The 22,712-nt window shown below is 44.7% G+C and carries 18 protein-coding genes and 1 other RNA gene; 6 read left to right on the forward strand and 13 right to left on the reverse strand.

The genetic code is table 11. From position 1 onward, the window contains the following. Positions 1–17: 17 nt before the first annotated feature. Positions 18–1,334, reverse strand: coding sequence for a Xaa-Pro aminopeptidase (gene pepP, locus Xkoz_RS04500; protein ID WP_099140959.1), 1,317 nt, complete (start codon positions 1,332–1,334; stop codon positions 18–20). A gap of 170 nt (positions 1,335–1,504) precedes the next feature. Next, entirely contained in the window at positions 1,505–2,089 is a 585-nt protein-coding gene (locus Xkoz_RS04505; protein WP_099140960.1) for a YecA/YgfB family protein, read from the reverse strand. Positions 2,090–2,478: 389 nt separating this feature from the next. On the opposite strand from Xkoz_RS04505, the gene zapA reads away from it, so the two are divergent. The 3 genes from zapA to Xkoz_RS04520 all read left to right on the forward strand — a co-directional run bounded on the left by zapA (position 2,479) and on the right by Xkoz_RS04520 (position 3,763). Further along, complete coding sequence (gene zapA / locus Xkoz_RS04510) at positions 2,479–2,784, forward strand: cell division protein ZapA (RefSeq protein WP_099140961.1); 306 nt, start codon at positions 2,479–2,481, stop codon at positions 2,782–2,784. 145 nt (positions 2,785–2,929) lie between these two features. Further along, positions 2,930–3,113: non-coding RNA, 6S RNA (gene ssrS / locus Xkoz_RS04515), on the forward strand. 53 nt (positions 3,114–3,166) lie between these two features. Then, positions 3,167–3,763, forward strand: a complete 597-nt coding sequence (locus tag Xkoz_RS04520; RefSeq protein WP_099140962.1) for a 5-formyltetrahydrofolate cyclo-ligase — start codon at positions 3,167–3,169, stop codon at positions 3,761–3,763. Positions 3,764–3,873: 110 nt separating this feature from the next. On the opposite strand, the gene serA is transcribed toward Xkoz_RS04520, so the two are convergent. Both serA and rpiA read right to left on the reverse strand, forming a co-directional pair. Further along, complete coding sequence (gene serA, locus Xkoz_RS04525) at positions 3,874–5,115, reverse strand: phosphoglycerate dehydrogenase (protein WP_099140963.1); 1,242 nt, start codon at positions 5,113–5,115, stop codon at positions 3,874–3,876. Positions 5,116–5,385: 270 nt separating this feature from the next. Next, complete coding sequence (gene rpiA / locus Xkoz_RS04535; protein WP_099140964.1) at positions 5,386–6,045, reverse strand: ribose-5-phosphate isomerase RpiA; 660 nt, start codon at positions 6,043–6,045, stop codon at positions 5,386–5,388. A gap of 165 nt (positions 6,046–6,210) precedes the next feature. Between rpiA and Xkoz_RS04540 the strand changes: the two genes are divergently transcribed. Continuing rightward, a complete protein-coding gene (locus Xkoz_RS04540) occupies positions 6,211–7,116 on the forward strand; it encodes a LysR family transcriptional regulator ArgP (RefSeq protein ID WP_099140965.1) in 906 nt (301 codons plus the stop codon). On the opposite strand, the gene Xkoz_RS04545 is transcribed toward Xkoz_RS04540, so the two are convergent. The 5 genes from Xkoz_RS04545 to acnB all read right to left on the reverse strand — a co-directional run bounded on the left by Xkoz_RS04545 (position 7,113) and on the right by acnB (position 12,915). Then, positions 7,113–7,847 (reverse strand): oxidative stress defense protein, encoded by a 735-nt coding sequence (locus Xkoz_RS04545; protein ID WP_099140966.1) that lies wholly within the window; start codon positions 7,845–7,847, stop codon positions 7,113–7,115. The genes Xkoz_RS04540 and Xkoz_RS04545 overlap by 4 nt on opposite strands. A gap of 69 nt (positions 7,848–7,916) precedes the next feature. Then, entirely contained in the window at positions 7,917–8,558 is a 642-nt protein-coding gene (gene argO / locus Xkoz_RS04550; RefSeq protein WP_099140967.1) for an arginine exporter ArgO, read from the reverse strand. Between the two features lie 193 nt (positions 8,559–8,751). Then, positions 8,752–9,624, reverse strand: a complete 873-nt coding sequence (mscS, locus tag Xkoz_RS04555) for a small-conductance mechanosensitive channel MscS (protein WP_099141120.1) — start codon at positions 9,622–9,624, stop codon at positions 8,752–8,754. Between the two features lie 126 nt (positions 9,625–9,750). Beyond that, entirely contained in the window at positions 9,751–10,122 is a 372-nt protein-coding gene (locus Xkoz_RS04560) for a YacL family protein (RefSeq protein WP_099140969.1), read from the reverse strand. 195 nt (positions 10,123–10,317) lie between these two features. Then, positions 10,318–12,915 carry a bifunctional aconitate hydratase 2/2-methylisocitrate dehydratase gene (acnB, locus tag Xkoz_RS04565; RefSeq protein ID WP_099140971.1) on the reverse strand — a complete coding sequence of 866 codons (2,598 nt, stop codon included), beginning with the start codon at positions 12,913–12,915 and terminating at the stop codon, positions 10,318–10,320. 435 nt (positions 12,916–13,350) lie between these two features. Between acnB and Xkoz_RS04570 the strand changes: the two genes are divergently transcribed. Together Xkoz_RS04570 and Xkoz_RS04575 are read left to right on the forward strand one after the other, a co-directional pair. After that, on the forward strand, positions 13,351–14,040 hold the full coding sequence (locus Xkoz_RS04570; RefSeq protein WP_099140973.1) for a GNAT family N-acetyltransferase: 690 nt from the start codon (positions 13,351–13,353) through the stop codon (positions 14,038–14,040). Between the two features lie 51 nt (positions 14,041–14,091). After that, complete coding sequence (locus Xkoz_RS04575) at positions 14,092–14,739, forward strand: GNAT family N-acetyltransferase (protein ID WP_099140975.1); 648 nt, start codon at positions 14,092–14,094, stop codon at positions 14,737–14,739. 131 nt (positions 14,740–14,870) lie between these two features. Here the strand turns inward: Xkoz_RS04575 and lpdA are convergent, their stop codons facing one another. From lpdA to pdhR, 4 genes are all read right to left on the reverse strand, one after another. Next, positions 14,871–16,298 (reverse strand): dihydrolipoyl dehydrogenase, encoded by a 1,428-nt coding sequence (lpdA, locus tag Xkoz_RS04580; protein ID WP_167386555.1) that lies wholly within the window; start codon positions 16,296–16,298, stop codon positions 14,871–14,873. A gap of 202 nt (positions 16,299–16,500) precedes the next feature. Further along, positions 16,501–18,360: a pyruvate dehydrogenase complex dihydrolipoyllysine-residue acetyltransferase gene (aceF, locus tag Xkoz_RS04585; RefSeq protein ID WP_099140978.1), complete on the reverse strand. Its 1,860-nt coding sequence runs from the start codon at positions 18,358–18,360 to the stop codon at positions 16,501–16,503. Positions 18,361–18,373: 13 nt separating this feature from the next. Beyond that, complete coding sequence (gene aceE, locus Xkoz_RS04590; protein ID WP_099140980.1) at positions 18,374–21,037, reverse strand: pyruvate dehydrogenase (acetyl-transferring), homodimeric type; 2,664 nt, start codon at positions 21,035–21,037, stop codon at positions 18,374–18,376. Positions 21,038–21,278: 241 nt separating this feature from the next. Next, the gene (pdhR, locus tag Xkoz_RS04595) at positions 21,279–22,043 is read right to left on the reverse strand and encodes a pyruvate dehydrogenase complex transcriptional repressor PdhR (RefSeq protein ID WP_099140982.1); all 765 of its coding nucleotides are present in this window, start codon (positions 22,041–22,043) and stop codon (positions 21,279–21,281) included. Between the last annotated feature and the right edge of the window lie 669 nt (positions 22,044–22,712).

The raw sequence follows: 22,712 nt of genomic DNA on the forward strand, positions 1-22,712 counted from the left end.
TCCTGATTACTTTAAACTTAACTGTGCTTTGCCTGTGCCATCAGAGCTTCTATCTCATCCGGATCTTTCACGACAAACTCAGTCAGGTTTTCATTTCCTGTTTCCGTGATGACAATGTCATCTTCAATACGGATGCCGATACCACGGTATTCCGGCGGGACATCTGCATCTGGTGCAATGTAAAGCCCCGGCTCTACAGTCAGCACCATGCCAGGTTCCAGAGTACGATCACGATCAATGCCATAATGACCGACATCATGCACATCCAGCCCCAGCCAGTGGCTTAAACCATGCATGAAAAATTGGCGATAAGCATTGGCTTCGATCAATTGTTCGACTTCACCATGCATAATTCCCAGTTTGACCAATCCTTTCACCATGATGCGGACAACTTGCCCTGTCACTTCGTTGATGCTGATACCGGGTTTGTACAATTCAAGGGAAAGGTTGATGGCTTCCAGCACAATGTCATAAATTTCACGTTGGGGACGCGTAAACTTGCCATTGACCGGAAATGTCCGCGTAATATCACCGGCATAACCGTCATATTCACATCCCGCGTCGATCAACACTAAATCGCCATCGCTCATGCGACGTTCATTTTCAGTGTAATGCAGGATACACGCGTTTTCGCCTGCACCAACAATGGTGTTATAGGCAGGGTAACGTGCGCCCTGGCGGGTAAATTCGTAGTGAATTTCGGCTTCAAGCTGATATTCAAACATATCAGGCCGACATGCCTGCATCGCCCTGATGTGCGCCTGGGCACTGATCTCCCCGGCTTTGCGCATGATGTCTAATTCAGCTTCTGATTTAAACAGGCGCATTTCATGTAGCCACGGGCGCCAATCTGCCATGACCGTTGGCGCTTTGAAATTACGCCGGCTATTTTGGCGCAATTTATCCAAGGCCTTAAAGACGATGTTATCAGCATACTCAAATTCGCCTTGAGCGTGATAAACCACTTCCAATCCATTCAACAACAAATAGAGTTGTTCATCGAGATCCTCGAATGGCAGGGCACGATCCACCCCCAATTTCTCCAGTGCGGCTTCTTGCCCAAGACGACGACCAAACCAAATTTCCGCAGTCAAATCGCGAACACGATTAAACAACACACTGTGATTGTGGGTTTCATCGCTTTTGATCAGTATCAGAACCGCTTCCGGCTCACTGAACCCTGTCAGATACAGAAAATCACTGTGCTGACGGTAGGGATATTCACTATCTGAATTACGTGTCGCAGGCAATGCCGAGAAAATAATGGCCGCACTGGCTGGCGCCATTTTTGACAATAATGCCTGACGACGGGATAAATATTCTTGTTTAGTCATACCCTCTCCTGCAATTCCATTATTATTAGTTGGGATACCCCTTATTTTTCAAGTTACTGCTTGGTGGTCGTGCCTACTCTCCCAATGAATATTCCTGCGAGTTCATTTCTGCGAGTTCATTTCTTTGCCATTACACTGCAACTTGAAATTTATGGGGTGAATACCGCCAATCAGTGCAATGTGGGTTTTTCATTTTTTGCACTGCCTGCGGTTTTAGGTGTCATTAACGCGATATAGCAGAGTTGAACCGCAACACGAACATATTCCAAAACTTCTTCCAGGGCTTGAGATAGCTCTTCCTGATCTTCGCTTTCATCATAACCCAACATGCCAATGTTACGTAAATCAGTGATAATTTCCTTCAGTTCTGGTTTTTCTGTTAATTTGGGATTTGCTACGCCTAGCCCAAGTAGAAAATGATTCACCCATCCCGCTAATGCATCTGCGCATTCAAACACCCCCGCTTCTTCATCAGGCAGTAACAGATGAAACGTGAAATGACTGTCATCCAGCAATTCAAATGTTGTTTCGTATAATGCCCTAAGCGGCTGAACCAAAACCTGAGAAAATGCCAGACCATCATTCGCAAGATCATGCACCAATGCCAGCCAACGACTATCCTGATTATTATGGTTTCCACTACAGAGTAACCCGCTGATTAAGCCATGCATTTCTGCTGCGGTCAGTGCAACGGACTGTTGATGCAAAATTTCATCAAATGATTGATAATTAGGTAATGTGTTTTGTATAGACATGTATATTGATCATCATTGGCGATATAAGTTCATGCTATGCTACCATCAAGGGGAGTCGCTATACCAGACAGCACACACCGATATATCCCCAATAGATTTCGAGTTGCAGCATGATAGCAAAGACCCAATCTCAGATACTTTGTATCTCTAAAATTGACTGGGATAAGTGAACATTGTTCAAAAGCGGCAACTTGAAAGATGAAGGGAAGAAAAAGGGGGCTTTTGGTATTTGTACAGTAATGATTGGTGTCGGCCTTGTTTTATACCATAATTTACTTTATGCCTAATCGATTTCAAGTTGTCGCGCTGCCAACAAAGCCACAGTTTGAAAGATAGGGGATAAATGTCAACATCAAGGTATCGGCACAGTAATAAATCAGGAAGGTGTCATGTCTGCACAACCAGTAGATATTCAGATTTTTGGGCGGTCATTACGTGTCAATTGTCCAACAGAGCAGGTTGAAGCATTGCAAGCTGCGGCTGAGGAACTTGATCAGCGTTTGCATAACCTCAAAGAACGCACCAGAGTCACTAACACTGAGCAACTGGTTTTTATTGTGGCACTGAATGTCTGTCACGAGTTGGCACAGGAGAAGATGAAAACCCGTGATTATGCTTACAATATGGAACAAAAAATAAAAATGCTCCAGCAGACCATTGAAAAGGCGCTGTTAGAGCAAGGTAAAGTTACCTGATACTCCTACCCGTCAACTGAATCTTGTTGATAAATCAGGCAGTAGTCACGATAGATTAATATAAGCAGTTGCTTTCTTCATTTAGTTCCATACAATAGGCTTCATAGCATTGCTTAGAGCCTATTAGGTAGTTTAAGCAACAAAAATTTCTCTGAGGTGTTCGTGAGCAGGTCAGTCCCCTGAGCCGATATTTCATCTCCATAGAATGTAGTGCTACGTTTCTTGTGAGCAAGCTTGGCTAGACCAAGAAGCCTAATGGCAACGACTCTACGTTCACCTTGAACCAAGGGTTCAAGGGTTACAACCTGCAACGGCATCTTGGAGAACCCCCCTTTTTTATCTGTTTTGTATCCTTTTCTGCGTTAATTAATAGGCAGGTATCATGCAATCAGATTCTTCCTCTTTTCTACGCAGCACCATTAGAAAAAAAATTCGGCAACGACGCCAAAACCTATCCCCCGAACAACAATATCAGTTTGCCAGGCAAGCCGTTGAACAGGCGATGGCTCACCCAAAGATCCAGCAAGCTGACAAAATTGCGGTCTATCTCTCCTTTGATGGAGAATTAGACACACGTCCGCTCATTCAACAACTTTGGCAGCAAAATAAACAAGTCTACTTGCCAATATTGCATCCTTTTAGCCGGAATCACCTGCTGTTTCTTCATTATTGTGCCGATACTCCCCTTATTCGTAACCGCTTTAATATAGAAGAACCTCAGTTGGATGTCCGACAGGTTTTACCCATCTCTGAACTTGATGTCATGCTGATACCCTTGGTTGCTTTTGACGCTACCGGGCAACGTTTGGGGATGGGAGGCGGTTTCTACGATCGAACTCTGGCTAAATGGCAACAACAGAATTTTTACCCGATTGGATTGGCTCACAATTTTCAGTTAGTGGAAAAACTCCCCTGTGCGAGTTGGGATATCCCTCTGCCAGAGATCATTACGCCAGAAAAAGTCTGGCGATGGATATGAACAACGACTCCACTCAGTGATTAACAGGGACTATGATACCGTCAATAGCCCCTTATTTTTAATGCATCTCGTCTTAATCAATAAGGACCTGTGTTAACAGGCAGTGATTCTTAGTAAAGCAAACGAGAACGGATTGTGCCTGGCAAGGCTTTCAATTTCTGCAAAACTAATTCAGTCTGGGTTGAATTTTGCGCCGTAATATCAATCACCACATAACCAATATCACTGTCAGTACGCAAATATTGCGCATCAATATTGATCGCTTGCTCAGTAAACACCTGGTTAATGCTGGTCAAGATCCCTGGCCGATTTTCATGGATATGCAGTAATCGGTTAGTATCCTTGGCAGGAACAGGGAGCGATACTTCGGGGAAATTGACCGCGGATAATGTCGAACCATTATCAGAATATTTGGCCAGTTTACCTGATACTTCATAACCAATATTTTGCTGGGCTTCTTGCGTCGATCCCCCAATATGGGGCGTCAACAGGACGTTATCAAACTTGCTTAATGGTGAGATGAAAGGATCGGTGTTTGTTGCGGGTTCATGAGGAAAAACGTCAATCGCGGCGCCAGAGAGGTGCCCACTTTCCAACGCTTTGCTAAGTGCCTCAATATCGACCACTGTACCCCGTGACGCATTAATCAAAATTGAACCTGGCTTCATCCGCTCTAATTCTGCCTCACCAATCATATTTTTGGTCGAAGCCGTTTCAGGGACATGCAAGCTGACGACATCACTCATATTTAATAATTCAGAGAGATGATGAACTTGCTGCGCATTACCTAATGGCAATTTATTTTCAATATCATAGAAATAGACATTCAGGCCAATATTTTCAGCCAAAATGCCAAGCTGTGTGCCGATGTGCCCGTATCCGATGATCCCTAATTTTTTTCCACGCGCTTCATAACAACCTTTTGCCTGCTTATCCCATACGCCATTGTGCGCTTTTGCATTTGCCTCAGGGATACGGCGCAATAACAACAACAGTTCACCCAATACCATTTCAGCTACCGAACGGGTATTGGAGAAAGGGGCATTAAATACCGGAATACCACGTTTTGTTGCGGCCTTCAGGTCAACCTGGTTAGTGCCAATACAAAAACACCCAACTGCAACGAGCTTTTCCGCTGCGGCGAAGACCTCTTCGGTCAACTGGGTACGGGAACGAATTCCGACAAATCGGGCATCACGAATCGCCTCTTTCAGCGCTTCAGGCTCTAATGCCCCTTTGTGATATTCAATATTGCTGTACCCTGCTGCTTTTAAGTTTTCTACTGCGCTTTGGTGAACGCCTTCCAGCAGCAGAAATTTAATTTTATCCTTTTCTAAAGATACCTTAATCATTTACCCGCCCTAGTTGTACTCACTTTCATAATGCATATCGATTGCACCAAAATAACAAAAAACACAGTAACAGCAATACAATCGATTGCTTATATCACAGAATAAGCAACAGTAAATAAGTTGTTATGCAAAGTAAAATAATTCGTTATGGGATAACGGCAGGATTTTGCGGTTTAATTAGACAATATTGTGATATATATCACTAAATTTTCTGTTTTGAATAAAAAGAAAAATATTTTGGGGGCAGATTATTCTGCCCTCAATAAATGATTATTCAGTGAGCGTCTTAACGCCATCCGCAACACCGACCAGTACCACGTTCGCTCCCCGATTAGCAAAGAGCCCCACGGTGACCACGCCAGCAATCCCATTGAGCTTATTTTCTAACGCAATGGGATCAACAATAGAGAGGTTGTGAACATCCAGAATATGATTACCATTGTCTGTCACGATATTTTCACGATAAACCGGTGTTCCTCCCAATTTCACCAACTCACGAGCGACATAAGAGCGCGCCATTGGGATGACTTCAACGGGCAAAGGGAATTTGCCTAACACATCGACTTGCTTAGACGAATCAATAATACAGATAAATTTCTTCGCAACCGCTGCAATGATTTTTTCTCTGGTTAACGCCGCCCCGCCGCCTTTGATCATCTGCATTTGACCATTAATTTCATCAGCACCATCAACATAAATGTCCAGGGTGTCAACTTCATTACAGTCGAACACAGGAATGCCGAGACTTTTCAATTTCTCAGTCGAGGCTTCTGAACTCGACACCGCACCTTTAATTTTGGCTTTGATAGTGCCTAACGCATCAATAAAATGCGCCGCTGTAGAACCTGTACCAACGCCGACAATGGTGTCTGGTTTAACGTATTCCAATGCCGCCCAACCTACTGCTTTTTTCAGTTCGTCCTGAGTCATATTGATCACAACCTATCATCAGTTACAAGGAAAAATCTGACGGCTAGTATAAACAATATTGGCTCATCCCATGAAAAAATATGGCATAGTGCTAATTAGGCCACATAATGGTTTTAACCTTGAGCCGTATCACAAAAAGAGCAAACACGGAGAACCTTATTTTCAATGAAACGTCCTGATTACCGATCATTGCAAGCATTGGATGCAGTGATCAAAGAACGTGGCTTCGAGCGCGCAGCGCAAAAACTTTGTATTACCCAATCAGCGGTATCTCAGCGGATCAAGCAATTGGAAAATATGTTTGGTCAACCGCTATTGGTACGCACTGTACCTCCCCACCCTACAGAACAAGGGCAAAAGCTGCTGGCGCTATTACATCAGGTGGAAATGCTGGAGGCGCAATGGCTTGGCGATGAAAATGGTAATGAGATCCCGTTATTGCTTTCCCTGGCGGTTAATGCGGATAGCCTGGCAACGTGGCTTTTACCGGCTCTCAATCCTGTTTTGTCTGATTTGCCTATTCGACTCAATATTCAAGTGGAAGACGAAACCCGTACCCAAGAACGTTTAAGGCGCGGTGAAGTTGTCGGGGCGATTAGTATTCAGTCCCAACCCCTGCCAAGCTGTTTGGTTGATAAATTAGGCGCCCTGGATTATCTGTTTGTCGCCTCTCCGGGATTTGCAAACCGTTTTTTCCCGAATGGGGTCACGCGTTCGGCATTACTGAAAGCACCTGCCGTTGCATTTGACCATTTAGATGATATGCATCAGGCATTCTTACAACAGAATTTTGATTTATCGCCAGGAAGTGTGCCCTGCCATATCGTGAACTCTTCCGAGGCATTCGTGCAATTGGCAAAACAAGGCTCGACTTGTTGTATGATCCCACACTTGCAAATTGACAAGGAGCTAAAAGCCGGTGAGTTAATCGATCTCACGCCAGGGCTGTACCAACGCCGGATGCTTTATTGGCATCGTTTTGCCCCTGAAAGCAGAGCGATGAGAAAAGTCACTGACGCCCTGTTAAAACGAGGACGCCAGATGTTACGTCAGGAAGATGAAATTAATTAACGTTGTAATTCAAAAACGGCATCAACGTGATCAGCAAACTCAATGCTCTGTGGTTCGTAAGTCTCACTGGCTGAGTCAGAAGCGGGCGCTGCCAACAGGGCTGTCTGATATTTCAGGCGGTTCATTGGCATAGGCTCAGCTTCAGGTGCACGGTAATTAACGCTATAGACAGGACCTAATTTACTGTTAAACCCTTTTGCCAATACCGTTGCCTGTTGAATGGCATTCTCGATGGCCTTTTGTCTGGCTTCATCACGATAGCGTTGCGGGTTGCTGACACCAAACTGGACGGAATTAATTTCATTCAACCCTGCTTGCAGGGCACCATCCAATAAGGTATTCAATTGCTCCAGCTTGTGAACTTTCACCTCAACTGAACGCGATGCCCTATAGCCCGTAATACTTGATTTTCCGGTCTTTTGTTCATATTGATATTCCGGTTGGGTACGCAAATTGGCAGCATCAATATCTTTCTTTTCGATGCCACTGTTTTTCAGAAAATCAAAATATTTCGCAACACGCTCATCCACTTTTTTCTTTGCTTCTGCCGCACTTTTTTGAGTTTGACTCACATGGATCACCAGGGTAGCCATATCGGGTGTTGCTTTAACTACCGCGTTGCCAGAGGTGGAAATATGTGGAATAGAGAGTGATTCAGCAGCAAAAGCCGTCATGCAAGACAAACTTCCCACGGCCATTATCACGGCCAATACCAGTGATTTACTTTTCACAAAACCTCCAAAATGACATGAATAAGGTACTTTCAGAAACATTAGCACACTATTTATGGAGATAGTAATCTATAGAGAAGTATTGTAATCAATAAAAAATTGATATCCTTGCTGAATTAAACGCCACGCGATATACCACATCACACAACCCACGAAGATATTGATGATCCGTTGCGCCCTGGGCTGATTAAGCACAGGCGCAAACCACGCGGATAACAATGACAATGCAAAAAACCAACTGATCGATGCCAATACCGCTCCGGTGGTAAACCAGGGCCGAAGCTCGGCTGACAATTGCCCTCCTATGCTGCCCAACACGACAAAGGTATCCAAATAAACATGGGGATTAAGCCATGTCACGGCGAATAACGTGGCGATGACGCGCCAACGGCTTTGGATAATTTTTTCAGCACGGGAAAGTTCGACTTTTGTCGCTAGCGCTGTTCGCAAAGCGCCCCACCCATACCATAGTAAAAATGCAACACCGCCCCATGTCACAGCTTGCAGTAAAAATATCGATTGTCCCAGCAAGGCGCTGCCACCAAATATCCCCGCGGTGATCAGAAACGCATCACTGGTGGAACATAACGTTGCACTCATTAAATGGAACTGCTTCCTGCTCCCTTGCTGCATGACAAATACGTTTTGTGGACCAAGTGGAAGGATCATCGCGGCACTGAGAAAAAAGCCCTGAATAAATGTTGAAAACATGCAAAGATTCCTAATAATTATTCAATTAGTTACGATATCAATGCATATTAAGCAAGATCACACATTAGTAAAAATGAATGATTCTAATCTATCATTAGGAAAAGTGATGATAGCTGTATTTGGGCTTGTAACCAGGAAAAGAAGTCAAATTTGGTGTGAGAAAAGCAGACATTCTCACACCATGATAGCTCGGTTACTCGTCTGACTTCTGCTGTAAGGCAGTATTTTGCGGGTGCAGATAAACATCCATTTGTGGGAATGGAATGCCGATATTGTGCTTATCCAAAGCACGCTTGAAGTTTTCCATCAAATCCCAATAGACACTCCAGGCGTCACTATTGGTGGTCCACACACGCACAACAAAGTTCAATGATGAAGGAGCCATTTCATGCAAGCGGATCGTGACACCTTTTTCATGTTGAATGCGCTTATCTTCTTCAATCACATCACCCAACACTCTTTTCACTTCATCAATATCTGCGTTGTACGCAACCCCCACGATAATCTGGGTACGGCGATCAGGTTCACGGCTGGTATTGATAATATTGTTCGCAATGATTTTACCATTGGGGATCACAACGATACGGCCATCTGCCGTACGCAATGTGGTCGAGAAAATCTGTACTTGCATGACAGTGCCTTCCACCGCGCCAATAATGACATATTCTCCAGTACGAAGTGGACGGAAAAGTACCAATAAAACACCGGCAGCAAAATTAGACAGCGAGCCTTGTAATGCAAGGCCTACCGCCAAACCTGCGGCACCGATTACTGCAATCACAGATGCCGTCTGAATACCCAATTTCCCAAGAACTGCGATAATCGTAAACGCTACAATGGCATAACGAACAATCGCGGAGAGAAAATCAGAAATGGTGACATCAACGCCACGCAATGACATAACGCGCTTAACGGCTTTATTAGCCAACTTGGCAACAAATAAGCCAACGATAAGAATCAAAATGGCAGATACAATGTTTACCGCATACTGAATCAGTAAATCCTGATTGTTGGTAAACCAGTTTGCTGCTTTATCAATCTCATGTGACAGATTGATCTCTTTCATACAAAGCCCACCGTTACTGTTGGAGCCCATTCCCATTCAATGCCATGATTTGCAACGCATACCACCACACCAGCAGGTATAAGCTCTTATTCAAAAATAGGTTTCTGTTTAAAAATGAGCGGATACTTATGTTTTAATTTTTTGCAAAATAAATTCTCTGTAGTTAGCCAACATATCAATAAAATCATCTGTTCCGCAAAAAGCCAAACTCTCGTTATCATAGTAACTCATTCCTTCTTCTACCCCCTCTGTATCAAATTGGAGTTGATTAGCCCTGACCATGATCTCATCTTCACTCATTAATAGCGTATACTCATGACCCGCCAACTGCCACTGACGCTCACTCCCTTTAATTTCTTGCAAGGCCACAGTGATTTTATCCAATACACGCAAATCGCCTTTCACTTCTTCATTCAACCAATGACCAATGGCCTCATGATCCATCGAAAAGGCGGTTGTTACTTGGCCGGTAACATCCTGCATAAATTCATATTCCATCACATACCCCCTCACGATCCTTACAGATACCAAATAATTCCATTTGGATTTTAAACATTTCGGTTACCCCCACCTCTGAGATAGTCCACAAACTGATACAAAAATTACCACGAAATTGGCATAAAAAGCGGTTATAAAACGATAGATACAAAAATGGGGAGGCATTTGCCTCCCCATTTCTTGCAATATACTTTTTTATACTGCGGTTTGGAAGATCACATCATCCGCTTTTTCTGTGTATTGATTCAATTGATCAAAATTGAGGTAGCGATAAGTATCTACTGCGGTTTCATCGACCTTAGCCATAAACTGTAAATACTCTTCTGGCATTGGCAAGCGGCCTAACAGTGAAGCCACCGCCGCCAACTCTGCCGAAGCAAGGTAAACATTTGCACCGCTGCCAAGGCGATTAGGGAAGTTACGGGTGGACGTAGAAACCACGGTCGCACCGTCCGCCACACGCGCCTGATTCCCCATACACAATGAGCAACCGGGGATCTCAACGCGGGCTCCACTCTTGCCAAAAATGCTGTAATAACCTTCTTCCGTTAATTGGGCGGCGTCCATCTTAGTCGGCGGGGCAACCCACAAGCGAGTCGGTAGCTGGCCTTTATGCTGATCCAGCAATTTACCCGCTGCACGGAAATGACCAATATTCGTCATGCAAGAGCCAATGAAAACTTCGTCAATTTTACTGTTAGCCACTTTAGATAACAGGCGGGCATCATCGGGATCATTAGGCGCGCACAAAATAGGCTCTTTAATGTCTGCCAGATCGATATCAATAACGGCCGCGTATTCAGCATCGGCATCCGCTTGCAACAACTGAGGATCTTTCAGCCAGTTTTCCATGCCAATAATACGGCGCTCTAATGTCCGGCGATCACCGTAACCTTCCGCAATCATCCACTTCAACAAGACGATATTCGACTGCAAGTATTCAATGATTGGCTCTTTATCCAGTTTAATGGTACATCCTGCCGCAGAACGTTCCGCAGAGGCATCCGCCAACTCGAATGCCTGCTCAACTTTGAGCTCTGGCAAACCTTCAATCTCAAGAATACGGCCAGAGAAGATGTTTTTCTTGCCTTTCTTCTCAACAGTCAGCAAACCTTGTTGAATCGCATAATAAGGAATAGCATGAACCAAATCACGCAAGGTTATCCCAGGTTGCATTTTTCCTTTAAAACGAACCAGTACGGATTCTGGCATATCCAGCGGCATTACGCCCGTTGCCGCAGCAAATGCCACCAGCCCAGAACCCGCCGGAAAAGAAATGCCAATAGGGAAACGGGTATGGGAATCCCCGCCTGTGCCTACCGTATCTGGCAACAACATGCGATTTAGCCATGAGTGGATAATGCCATCTCCCGGACGCAGCGATACCCCACCACGGTTCATAATGAAATCAGGCAGAGTATGGTGCGTTGTCACATCAACAGGTTTTGGATAGGCAGCAGTATGACAGAAGGATTGCATGACCAGATCCGCAGAGAAGCCCAGACACGCCAAATCCTTCAATTCATCCCGCGTCATTGGCCCAGTGGTATCCTGAGAACCCACAGAAGTCATCTTAGGTTCACAATATTCTCCTGGACGAACACCGGTTTTACCGCACGCACGACCAACCATTTTCTGGGCTAATGAGAAGCCACGATCACTTTCCGCAACGGCTTTTGCCTGACGGAATACATCACTGGGTGGCAAACCCAGCGATTCACGCGCTTTACCCGTCAAACCACGGCCAATAATCAATGGAATACGACCACCGGCACGTACTTCATCAAGCAGTACATCGGTTTTCAGTGCAAAAGTAGCCAGTAACTCATTCGTTTCGTGATGGCGGACTTCGCCTTTATAGGGATAGATATCAATCACATCACCCATATTCAGCTTAGAAACCTCGACCTCAATCGGCAGCGCCCCCGCATCTTCCATCGTGTTGAAGAAAATTGGGGCAATTTTTCCGCCCAACACGACGCCTGCACCACGTTTATTGGGGACAAACGGAATATCTTCGCCCATAAACCACAATACAGAGTTAGTTGCCGATTTGCGGGAAGAACCTGTACCAACAACATCACCAACGTAGGCCAACGGGTAACCTTTCTTGCCCAGCGCTTCAATTTGCTTAATCGGACCAATAGTACTGACTTGATCAGGTTCAATACCTTCACGGGTATTTTTAAGCATTGCCAAAGCATGTAGGGGAATATCCGGGCGTGACCATGCATCAGGAGCAGGAGAAAGATCATCGGTATTGGTTTCACCCGTGACCTTAAAAACGGTAACGGTGATTTTTTCTGCTAATTCAGGGCGTTCAAGGAACCATTCTGCATTAGCCCATGATTGCAGAACCCGTTCGGCATGAACATTGCCCTCTTTTGCTTTTTCTTCTACATCATAGAAACTGTCGAACATCAGCAAAGTATGAGAAAGTGCTTTCGCCGCAATCGGAGCCAACTGTTCATTATCCAGGGCATCAATTAAAGCGTGGATATTATACCCACCCTGCATGGTTCCTAATAATTCAATAGCTTTTTCTTGTGTAATCAAAGGAGAAGCCGTTTCTCCCTTAGCGACGGCAGCAAGGAAGCCCGCTTTAACATAAGCGGCTTCATCTACACCAGGAGGAACACGATTGGTCAGTAGATCGACCAGAAAATCGTCTTCACCTTTAGGTGGATTCTTCAGTAATTCGACCAGCCCTGCTACTTGAGCTGCGTCTAATGGCTTAGGGACGATGCCTTGAGCTGCACGCTCGGCCACGTGCTTGCGGTATTCTTCTAGCACGACTTTCTCCTCGCTCTCATTGTCATTTTATATACCCGGCTGTCAGCACCCGATAACGATTATCTAAAAACGATCACCTAAAACGATCATCTAAAACAATCACCCAGGGTGTCAGGTCAGAGGATTTTGCTCGCATAACATCAGAATTATGCTTAGCTTCGGGCACTTAGCATACCAAAATTTGAATAGTATGTTAATTCATTCACATAAAATCAACATCGAACCATGATAAAATTCTGGCTAAATAGGCTTGAAAGGTGTATTAAAGTTTAAAATGCTGTTTGTTGCTATTTCGACCTGAAAATACCTTAATTTTTCTCAAAACCTTTATTGAACATGCAGTCTTTCACATCAAATTTTTTCTTAACACATTCCTGAGCAGGGTTCGTAGATCAAAAACCTTTCAATATCAATATCTTTTAAAAGGATCTCATCATGCCCAATAGAGAAGAAGAACATAACGCTATAGCAGAAACTGATTATCATCCTGCAATTATCATGGAAGAAAAACTCTATCCCACATATCAAGCCAAAATTAAGGAGGTTAACCAACATGATATGCTATCTGCACTTAACGAAATCCAAACAAATGAATCCAGTTGGTCTTATCAATCGACAATAGGTGCAATATTTAACAATAGGCATGCTATATTTTGCAATATATATAGATCCATAAAAGGAATTTTTGATTCGGAAAATGTTATCGGGGGGCTACAGGTCTATCGCCATTTTATCTGTTCATGTTTAATTTCCGGTAAGGTCGTTGGGATCATAATATTTAATCCTGCCAAATCCAATATACCTAATAATAACGTTGACCAAATAGCATTCATATTAACCTATCCTAACGGTTATGGTTATGGTGGCCTGCTGGTTCAACATGTGGTTAATATATCCCTCGAATCAGACCATAAAGGCATATTAAATGTTAGGGCAGAACATGATGCCGAAATTTTTTACCAAAAATTAGGTTTTAACTATATTAAAAGTAATAACTTTTTGAGCTTGAAACAAATGAGTTTAGATCCTGACACTAGTGATAAATGGCATCGAATCAATGGAAAATATCAATTAAAAAGAATCCCTCGTCCACGTAATACAAATTGGCAATGCCATTTACTGTAAATTAAATTTATTACCTTAAAATTATTAGAACATACATAGAGGAGATATATCATGAAAACCAGAGAGCTATTTCACAATATTTTCTCCAAGATACGTATCAGAGAATCCCCAAAAGAAAGATATACCAAATTATTTCAAACAATAATAAAAGAAGTCAGCCAAGATGAAATGTTTATTGCGCTCGCTCAAATTAAAGGTAACACATATGATTGGTATGCAACATTAAATTCCCCTGCATATCCAGATACAGAAAGGTACAATACTTTCATTACCGTCTCTCATGAAATAGAGCAAATCTACCAAGATCCCCAGCAAATAAATGCGACAAATTGTCATCGCTACTTTATCTGCTTAGTGCAAAACATTCCCATAGGCGTGATGACTTTTGTCCCAGGAGGCTCCCGTTATTGCAATGAATCCAATGATAAAATAGGATTTATGCTCACTCATCCTGGTAGTCAAGGTTGTGGAAGTTTACTGGTTGAAAAAGCAGTAGAAATTTCTTGTAGTCTAGGCAATGGTGGTGAATTGCTAGTCAGTGCAAAGCATTATGCGGTTCCTTTCTATAAAAATTTGGGGTTTGAGGTTCATGGAATTTCTGACTTTGCAACAACCTCAATGATAGTATATCCATCAGAAAGAAATGAGTGGGTATTTATCGGCAATACTTATCGCCTTAGTCGATATTTATCACATTAATAAAGACTTATCGCCTGAAAAAGCAGGTTGTCAATTTAATGACGTGACTAACTGTATAATTAAGATAATCAATTGGCAGTAAAACGGCTTCCATAATAGAAGCCGCTTTATCCACTGCAAAATCTAAAGAATTATTTCTTTTTCTTTGCCTTAGGGTTTGGCAAGTCAGTAATGCTGCCTTCGTAAATTTCCGCAGCCATGCCAATGGATTCGTACAGTGTTGGGTGAGCGTGGATAGTCAGCGCGATATCTTCTGCATCACAACCCATTTCGATAGCCAGACCGATTTCACCCAGCAGTTCACCGCCGTTAGTACCAACAACAGCACCACCGATAATACGGTTCGTTTCTTTATCGAAAATCAGCTTAGTCATACCATCTGAACAATCAGATGCAATTGCACGACCGGATGCTGCCCACGGGAAGGTCGCGGTTTCGTAGCTGATACCTTTTTCTTTCGCTTCTTTCTCAGTCAGGCCAACCCATGCTACTTCTGGCTCAGTGTAAGCGATAGATGGAATAACTTTCGGATCGAAGTAATGTTTCTTACCAGAAATAACTTCAGCAGCAACATGGCCTTCGTGGACACCTTTGTGCGCCAGCATTGGCTGGCCAACGATATCACCGATAGCAAAGATGTGAGGCACATTAGTGCGCATTTGTTTATCCACATGGATAAAGCCACGCTCATCAACTTCAACGCCCGCTTTGCCGGCATCAAGCAATTTACCGTTTGGTACACGGCCGATAGCAACCAGAACCGCGTCATAACGCTGTGGCTCTGCCGGCGCTTTCTTACCTTCCATTGTTACGTAGATGCCATCTTCTTTAGCTTCTACCGCGGTCACTTTCGTTTCCAGCATCAAGTTGAACTTCTTGCTGATGCGCTTAGTGAACACTTTAACAACGTCTTTATCTGCCGCAGGAATAACCTGATCGAACATTTCCACCACGTCGATCTGAGAACCCAGAGCGTGATAAACCGTCCCCATTTCCAGACCGATAATACCACCCCCCATGACCAACAGGCGTCCCGGAACCGTTTTCAGTTCCAGTGCATCGGTAGAATCCCATACACGAGGATCATCATGTGGAATGAATGGCAATTGAATTGGGCGTGAACCCGCTGCGATAATGGCATTATCAAAATTAATCGTTGTTGTGCCGTTCTCGCCTTCTACTACCAGAGTGTTAGCACCTGTGAATTTGCCAAAACCGTTAACAACATTAACTTTACGGCCCTTAGCCATGCCGCCCAGACCACCTGTCAACTGAGAAATAACTTTTTCTTTCCAGAGACGGATCTTATCGATATCAGTTTGTGGCTCACCAAATACGATACCATGCTGTGCCAGTGCTTTTGCTTCTTCAATGACTTTTGCAACATGGAGCAGAGCCTTGGATGGGATACAACCAACATTAAGGCAAACACCACCCAAAGTAGAGTAACGTTCAACCAAAACAGTTTCCAAACCTAAATCCGCACAACGGAAAGCAGCAGAATACCCTGCCGGGCCTGCTCCAAGCACCACTACCTGGGCTTTAATTTCAGTACTCATCATGACCTCTTAATTGTTTGTCCGGCGAGTCAGACGAAAAAAAACATATTCAACCGGGACGTACACACCGCGAGCAGTTTACAGAATTGTAAATAACCTGAAAAGCGCGTTAACGTGACAGAACTCCCAACCTACCAGATGGAAGGCGAAAATTTCTGTCACGGAAGTAATCATTAGGCCGGTATATGTACCGGCCTTTGCATTACATCACCAAACGGCGGATGTCGCTCATCAATTGATTAATATAAGTGATGAAGCGTGCACCATCTGCTCCGTCGATCACACGGTGATCGAAAGACAGAGACATAGGCAGAATCAGACGTGGAACGAACTCTTTGCCATTCCAGACTGGTTTCATGGAAGAGCGAGACAGACCCATGATTGCCACTTCTGGTGCATTCACAATTGGTGCAAAGCCGGTAGTACCGATACCACCCAGGCTGGAGATGGTGAAGCAACCCCCCTGCATGTCGGCAGCCGTCAACTTACCAGCACGTGCTTTCTTGGAAACTTCAGCCAATTCTCTGGACAGTTCCAGAATGCCTTTCTTGTTGACATCCTTGAATACAGGAACAACCAGGCCGTTCGGTGTATCAACCGCGATACCGATGTTGATATATTTTTTCAGGATCAGCTTCTGGCCATCTTCAGAAATGGAGCTGTTAAAACGAGGCATGGCTTCCAATGCTTTCGCTGCGGCTTTCATGACGAATACCAGCGGAGTGATCTTCATGCCAAGCTGTTTCTTCTCAGCTTCTTTGTTCTGCTGTTTACGGAATTCTTCAACTTCCGTGATATCCGCTTCATCAAACAAATTAACGTGAGGGATCATGACCCAGTTACGGCTGAGGTTAGCACCAGAAATTTTCTGAATACGGCTCAGTTCAACTTCTTCTATTTCACCAAACTTGCTGAAATCAATTTTCGGCCAAGGCAACATACCTGGCAGACCACCGCCCGCAGCCGCAGGAGCCGCTTCCGCACGTTTAATCGCCTCTTTCACGTAAGCCTGAACGTCTTCACGCAGGATGCGACCTTTACGGCCAGTGCCTTTTACTTTAGCCAGGTTCACGCCAAATTCGCGAGCCAGACGACGGATCACCGGAGTGGCATGAACGTAAGCGTCATTTTCGGCAAATTCAGTTTTGCCTTCTGCTGGCTGGCTTGCTGCCGGAGCCGCTGCGGCTTTCGCAGGTTCAGCCGCAGGAGCCGGAGCCGCCGCTACAGGGGCGGCGCCTGCAACTTCGAATACCATGATCAGAGAACCGGTTTTCACTTTATCGCCAGTCGCGATTTTGATCTCTTTCACCGTACCCGCAAATGGGGCAGGAACTTCCATCGAAGCCTTGTCGCCTTCCACCGTGATCAGTGACTGCTCTTCAGCGATGGTATCACCCACTTTTACCATGATTTCGGTCACTTCAACTTCATCACCACCGATATCGGGTACGTTGACTTCTTTTACCGCAGATGCCGCAGGCGCTGCTGCTGGAGCCGCTGCCGATGCTGCCGCTGGAGCAGTACCAGAACCTGCAACTTCAAATACCATGATCAGAGAGCCGGTTTTCACTTTATCGCCAGTCGCGATTTTGATCTCTTTCACCGTACCCGCGAATGGGGCTGGAACTTCCATTGAAGCCTTGTCGCCTTCCACCGTGATCAGTGACTGTTCTTCAGTCACCGTATCACCGACTTTTACCATGATTTCGGTCACTTCAACTTCATCACCACCGATATCGGGCACATTCACTTCTTTGCTTTCTACCGCTGCTGGTGCCGCCGCTGGAGCAGCCGCAGTTTGCGGTGCAGGTGCCGCTTCTGTGGCACCGTTTGCGGATTCGAAAATCATAATCAGTTTGCCGGTTGCAACTTTGTCACCAACCGTCACTTTAATTTCTTTCACTACGCCCGCTTGTGGGGAAGGGACTTCCATAGAAGCCTTGTCACCTTCAACCGTGATCAGTGACTGTTCTGCTTCTACTGCGTCACCGACTTTCACCAGAATCTCGGTAACTTCAACTTCATCTGCACCAATATCAGGTACGTTAATTTCGATAGACATTAATCTTTACCTCTTATGCCAGACGTGGGTTAACTTTTTCTGGGTTGATGTTGTATTTGTTGATAGCTTCTTCAACGACTTTTACATCAACTTCGCCACGTTTAGCCAATTCACCCAGAGCCGCAACCACCACATAAGAAGCATCAACTTCGAAGTGATGACGCAGGTTTTCACGGCTGTCAGAACGACCGAAACCGTCAGTGCCCAATACACGATAGTCGCTTGCAGGAACGAAGCTACGGACTTGCTCTGCAAACAGTTTCATGTAGTCAGTAGAAGCAACGGCTGGCGTTTCGTTCATGATCTGAGCAATATAAGGAACGCGAGGTTCTTCTGATGGGTGCAGCATGTTCCAACGCTCACAATCCTGACCATCACGAGCCAGTTCAGTGAAGGAAGTTACGCTGTACACATCGGAACCAATGCCATATTCAGCAGACAAGATCTGTGCTGCTTCACGCACATGGCGCAGAATAGAGCCAGAGCCGAGCAACTGAACTTTACCTTTCGCGCCTTCCAGGCTTTCCAGCTTGTAGATACCTTTACGGATACCTTCTTCAACACCTTCAGGCATAGCTGGCATGTGATAGTTTTCGTTCAGTGTGGTGATGTAATAATAGATATTCTCTTGCTTTTCACCATACATACGCTCCAAACCATCTTGCATGATAACAGCAACTTCATAAGCGAATGCTGGATCATAAGAGATACAGTTAGGAATAGTCAGAGACTGAATATGGCTATGACCATCTTCATGCTGCAAACCTTCACCGTTCAGAGTCGTACGACCAGAAGTACCACCAACCAGGAAGCCGCGTGCCTGCTGGTCACCTGCCGCCCAGCACAGATCACCGATACGCTGGAATCCGAACATGGAGTAGTAGATGTAGAACGGGATCATTGGCAGGTTGTTGGTGCTATAAGAAGTTGCCGCAGCCAACCAAGATGAAGCTGCACCCAGCTCATTGATACCTTCTTGCAGGATCTGACCTTTTGCGTCTTCCTTATAGTATGCAACCTGCTCACGGTCTTGCGGAGTATACTGCTGACCATTAGGGCTGTAGATGCCGATTTGACGGAACAGACCTTCCATACCGAAGGTACGGGCTTCGTCCGCAATAATGGGAACCAGGCGATCTTTGATCGACTTGTTCTTCAGCATGACATTCAACGCACGAACGAAAGCGATAGTGGTAGAAATTTCTTTGGATTGTTCTTCCAGCAGAGAGCTGAACTCTTCCAGAGCGGGGATTTCCAGTTTTTCGTCGAAGTTAATGCGACGGCTTGGTACATAACCACCCAGTGCATTACGACGCTCATGCAGATATTTAGATTCATCAGAATCTTTGTCGAAAGTCACGTATGGCAAACTTTCGATCTGCTCATCAGAGACAGGCACATTGAAACGATCACGGAATTGGCGAACGCCTTCCATGTTCATTTTCTTCACCTGGTGAGCAATGTTCTTACCTTCAGCGGTATCACCCATACCGTAACCTTTGATGGTCTGAGCCAAGATTACAGTTGGTTTGCCCGTGGTATTCTGCGCTTTGTTCAGTGCAGCGTAAACTTTCTTCGGATCGTGACCACCCCGGTTCAACGCCCAAATTTCGTCATCAGTCATATCCTTGACCAATGCAGCCGTTTCCGGGTAACGACCGAAGAAGTGTTCACGAACATAAGCGCCATCTTTAGACTTGAATGTCTGATAGTCGCCATCCAGCGTTTCGTTCATCAACTGAACCAGTTTACCGCTGGTGTCTTTACGCAGCAGTTCGTCCCAACGCTCACCCCACAGAACTTTCAATACCTGCCAGCCAGCACCTTCGAAGATACCTTCCAGTTCGTTAACAATTTTGCCGTTACCGGTGACTGGACCATCCAGGCGCTGCAAGTTACAGTTGATAACGAATACCAGGTTGTCCAGTTTTTCACGAGTTGCGATAGTGATCGCACCTTTAGATTCTGGTTCATCCATTTCACCGTCGCCCAAGAAAGCATAAACGGTTTGTTTAGAGGTATCTTTCAGGCCGCGATTTTCAAGGTACTTCAGGAACTTAGCCTGATAAATAGCGGAGATTGGACCCAGACCCATTGAAACCGTTGGGAACTGCCAGAAATCAGGCATCAATTTTGGATGCGGGTAAGAAGACAGACCATTACCACCGATTTCCTGGCGGAAATTATTCATCTGCTCTTCTGTCAGACGGCCTTCAAGGAACGCACGCGCGTAAACGCCTGGAGAAATGTGGCCCTGGAAGTAAACCAAGTCACCGCCATCATTTTCATTACGAGCGCGGAAGAAGTGGTTAAAACAAACTTCATAAAAAGTAGCGGAAGACTGGAATGAAGCCATGTGACCACCCAGTTCCAGATCTTTCTTAGAAGCACGCAGAACGGTCATCACCGCATTCCAGCGAATAGCAGAGCGGATACGGCGCTCTAAATTCAGGTTGCCAGGGTAAGCAGGCTCATCCTCAGCAGGAATAGTGTTAATATAATCGCGGCTTGCAGTACCTGCAGCAACGTTTACACCACCTTTACGAGCTTCATTCAAAACCTGATCAATCAGGAACTGAGCACGCTCAACACCTTCTTCACGGATGACCGATTCGATCGCCTGTAACCAATCGCGAGTTTCGATCGGATCCACGTCATTTTTCAAAATATCTGACATGGTGTATTCCTTATCTGTTATCTATTTTCTAATGGTTATTGGAGCCTATCTTCTGGTCATACCTTTTGACGAAACTGCCTGTTATGACCGGAAGATAGGCCCTGCTATATATTGCTGCTAAAACTCTTGGTAAAGAGTTGACGAACTGTACAAACGCAGCAGTCAGGATCTGTACAGCCAAGTTTAGAACCCACCCCTTACGGGAATTTGATTTGTCTATGACGTCCCAAGGGATGGGCTCTTATTCCTGATGTTGCTGGAGCCGCCTCAGTGAACGCTCACGACGAGTACGTTCACGAGTCAGATCCAATAAAACTTCTTCAATAAAGGCCAAATGGCGATGGGAAGCCTCACGGGCTTTTTCCGGTTCTCTCGCCATGATCGAGCGAAAAATCTCAGCCCGATGGTCACTAACGGCTGCCAACATTTCTTTACGGGTATAGATGACCTCAAAATTGCGCCTGATATTTTGTTCTAACATTGGGATCATACAGCGCAATAAATGCAGCAATACCACATTATGGGCAGCTTCCGTGACAACAAGCTGGTATTGCAGGACAGCATCAGATTCCGCATTGACATCACCACCTTGTTGGGCTTCTTGAATGGCAAGATGGGTTTGTTCAATGCGTTTGAAATCCTCATCAGTTCCCCTAAGGGCAGCATAATAAGCAGCAATCCCCTCTAACGCATGACGTGCTTCAAGGAGATCGAACTGGGATTCTTGATTTTCTGCAATAAGTTGGGCAAGTGGGTCGCTGAAACTTTGCCACAGATTGTTCTGTACGAAAGTTCCTCCCCCTTGACGACGGAAAAGAAAGCCTTTGGCTTCCAGTTTTTGAATGGCTTCACGCAATGAAGGACGTGATACTTCAAACTGCTTCGCCAGCTCACGTTCAGGCAGCAGTTTTTCTCCTGGGCGTAGCGAACCTTCGAGAATGAGCTGTTCAAGACGCTGCTCAATCACATCTGATAACTTTGGTTGACGAATCTTGCTATAGGCCATATCTGCTGTAAGCCATTCAATAAGTAAATGTTGCTTCGGACTATGCCCTACTCAGCCCAGCCCTAGTGACTAAACTTTAGGCATTAAGCCCAGTTTACGGGTCAAAGTCAATTGGTAATACCAATTTAGAATACAGGGTCTTAAAGTAACAAAGTATTCACTAGCTGTCTATAAAGACCTTGGGCTAAATCATAAAAATCTGCAAATTTTAACAAATTATTTTAAATTTTATCAGAAAATTATAACCAAAAAGGATTGTAAGGGCGGAAAAACAAGAGAGATTTAACGTTTTTTAAACGTATACATAAGCAAAACGAAACGTTACAGCAAGATAAAAAACCCAAAAATATGCAAAAAATACGCATTAAAATTCAATAAAATAGTTGATATAGGCAACTTATAAGTCAACCAAAATAACCAAACTTAAATAGCGCCCCCCAATGCCACTGGTAAGCTCAAGTCACTATCCATAAAAATGCCTCAGCATTTTCCTTGTTGCCAGAATAATGTATCAATTTCCTTAATATCAGCGCCCTTATGCCCATCTCTATTATTCAGGATATTGAGAACAACATAATTTTAAAAAGCAAACCAGAAAGATAAAGGGCATATACCAATCCAACTTCAAGTTGCAGTTTGCAAACCAATGGAAGTGCTTATATCTCTCCG

The organism is Xenorhabdus kozodoii (assembly GCF_002632875.1).
Lineage (GTDB): Bacteria > Pseudomonadota > Gammaproteobacteria > Enterobacterales > Enterobacteriaceae > Xenorhabdus > Xenorhabdus kozodoii.

Bases quoted from the DNA above. Each gene is read 5' to 3' on its own strand.
- pdhR (WP_099140982.1), bottom strand. From the start codon at position 22,043: ATGGCCTATAGCAAGATTCGTCAACCAAAGTTATCAGATGTGATTGAG.
- lpdA (WP_167386555.1), bottom strand. From the start codon at position 16,298: ATGAGTACTGAAATTAAAGCCCAGGTAGTGGTGCTTGGAGCAGGCCCG.
- aceE (WP_099140980.1), bottom strand. From the start codon at position 21,037: ATGTCAGATATTTTGAAAAATGACGTGGATCCGATCGAAACTCGCGAT.
- mscS (WP_099141120.1), bottom strand. From the start codon at position 9,624: ATGAAAGAGATCAATCTGTCACATGAGATTGATAAAGCAGCAAACTGG.
- Xkoz_RS04505 (WP_099140960.1), bottom strand. From the start codon at position 2,089: ATGTCTATACAAAACACATTACCTAATTATCAATCATTTGATGAAATT.
- serA (WP_099140963.1), bottom strand. From the start codon at position 5,115: ATGATTAAGGTATCTTTAGAAAAGGATAAAATTAAATTTCTGCTGCTG.
- argO (WP_099140967.1), bottom strand. From the start codon at position 8,558: ATGTTTTCAACATTTATTCAGGGCTTTTTTCTCAGTGCCGCGATGATC.
- Xkoz_RS04520 (WP_099140962.1), top strand. From the start codon at position 3,167: ATGCAATCAGATTCTTCCTCTTTTCTACGCAGCACCATTAGAAAAAAA.
- aceF (WP_099140978.1), bottom strand. From the start codon at position 18,360: ATGTCTATCGAAATTAACGTACCTGATATTGGTGCAGATGAAGTTGAA.
- rpiA (WP_099140964.1), bottom strand. From the start codon at position 6,045: ATGACTCAGGACGAACTGAAAAAAGCAGTAGGTTGGGCGGCATTGGAA.
- Xkoz_RS04540 (WP_099140965.1), top strand. From the start codon at position 6,211: ATGAAACGTCCTGATTACCGATCATTGCAAGCATTGGATGCAGTGATC.
- pepP (WP_099140959.1), bottom strand. From the start codon at position 1,334: ATGACTAAACAAGAATATTTATCCCGTCGTCAGGCATTATTGTCAAAA.
- Xkoz_RS04575 (WP_099140975.1), top strand. From the start codon at position 14,092: ATGAAAACCAGAGAGCTATTTCACAATATTTTCTCCAAGATACGTATC.
- Xkoz_RS04560 (WP_099140969.1), bottom strand. From the start codon at position 10,122: ATGGAATATGAATTTATGCAGGATGTTACCGGCCAAGTAACAACCGCC.
- Xkoz_RS04570 (WP_099140973.1), top strand. From the start codon at position 13,351: ATGCCCAATAGAGAAGAAGAACATAACGCTATAGCAGAAACTGATTAT.
- zapA (WP_099140961.1), top strand. From the start codon at position 2,479: ATGTCTGCACAACCAGTAGATATTCAGATTTTTGGGCGGTCATTACGT.